Source organism: Devosia riboflavina (assembly GCF_000743575.1).
Classification (GTDB): domain Bacteria; phylum Pseudomonadota; class Alphaproteobacteria; order Rhizobiales; family Devosiaceae; genus Devosia; species Devosia riboflavina.
Window position 1 is genome coordinate 1 of record NZ_JQGC01000061.1, and the last position, 1014, is coordinate 1014.

1 protein-coding gene and 1 pseudogene are annotated in these 1014 nt (G+C 64.5%); both read left to right on the forward strand.

Features of this window, described 5'->3' with window-relative positions; translation table 11 throughout:
* Window positions 1–439, forward strand: a 439-nt coding sequence (locus JP75_RS26715) for a cell envelope integrity TolA family protein (RefSeq protein ID WP_160194786.1), incomplete at its 5' end; no start/stop codon positions are given.
* A 53-nt stretch (window positions 440–492) separates the two neighbouring features.
* Window positions 493–1014, forward strand: a pseudogene (tolB, locus tag JP75_RS24650) (Tol-Pal system protein TolB); the annotation flags it as partial.

Here is a 1014-nt window from a genome sequence, read left to right on the forward strand (position 1 = left end):
GGAAGCTGATGCCAAAAAGCAGCAGCAGGCCGCGGTAAAGGCCGCCGACCGAATTTCGGACATCATCAACAACAACGATTCCCGCGGCGGCACGACCGGGCAGGGCGGTGAGCCCACTCTCGGCAAGCCGACCGGCTCATCTGCTCGGTTGAGCCAGTCCGAGCTCGATGGCCTCGTGGCGCAGATCCGGCGTTGCCTCAATGTGCCGCCTGGTGCCGTCGACACACAGACGACGGCGCAGGTTGCCATCAGCTTCAATGCCGACGGCAGCGTTTCGGGCGCGCAGATCGCGCGCCAGCCGTCTACCCAGATCGAACAGGCGCTGGCGAATGCCGCCGTGCGCGCTGTCATGACCTGCGGTCCCTACACCATGCTGTCGGCTGACAATTACGACCAGTGGCGCGAGATCGGCGTGACGTTTGATCCGAGCCAGTTCTAGAAAAAAAGGATGCGCTGCACCCCAGAAGGAGGCGGCCAGAATGGAGAAGACCCATGACTCTCTTGACCCGGCGCAATGCGCTTAAGCTTGGCATAGCCGGTTCGGCAGCGATGATCGCTGCCCGCCCGGCTTCCGCTCTGGTGCAGATCACCGTGGGCGGCGGCGATTTCCGTCCGCTGCCGATCGCCATCCCCAATTTCTCCTCGTCCGATCCGCAGTTCGGCGCTGACGTTGCCGACATCGTGCGTGCCAACCTGCGCCGTTCCGGTCTCTTCAACCCGCTCGATCCCGCCTCGCTTCCCGCCCAGGTCGGCGACGTGCAGGCTACGCCGGACTTCCCGAGCTGGAAGGCCTCGCAGGCCGATGCCCTGGTCATGGGCACCGTTGAGCGTGGCGGCCAGATCCAGTCCTCGGTGCGTGTGTGGGATACGCAGCAGGGCGCGCAGGTGGTGGGCAAGTCCTATGGGACCGATGCCAATAGCTGGCGCCGCATCGCCCACATCAACTCGGATGCCATCAATACCTCGCTCACCGGCGAAGCCGGCTATTTCCACACGCGCGTGGTCTATACCGCC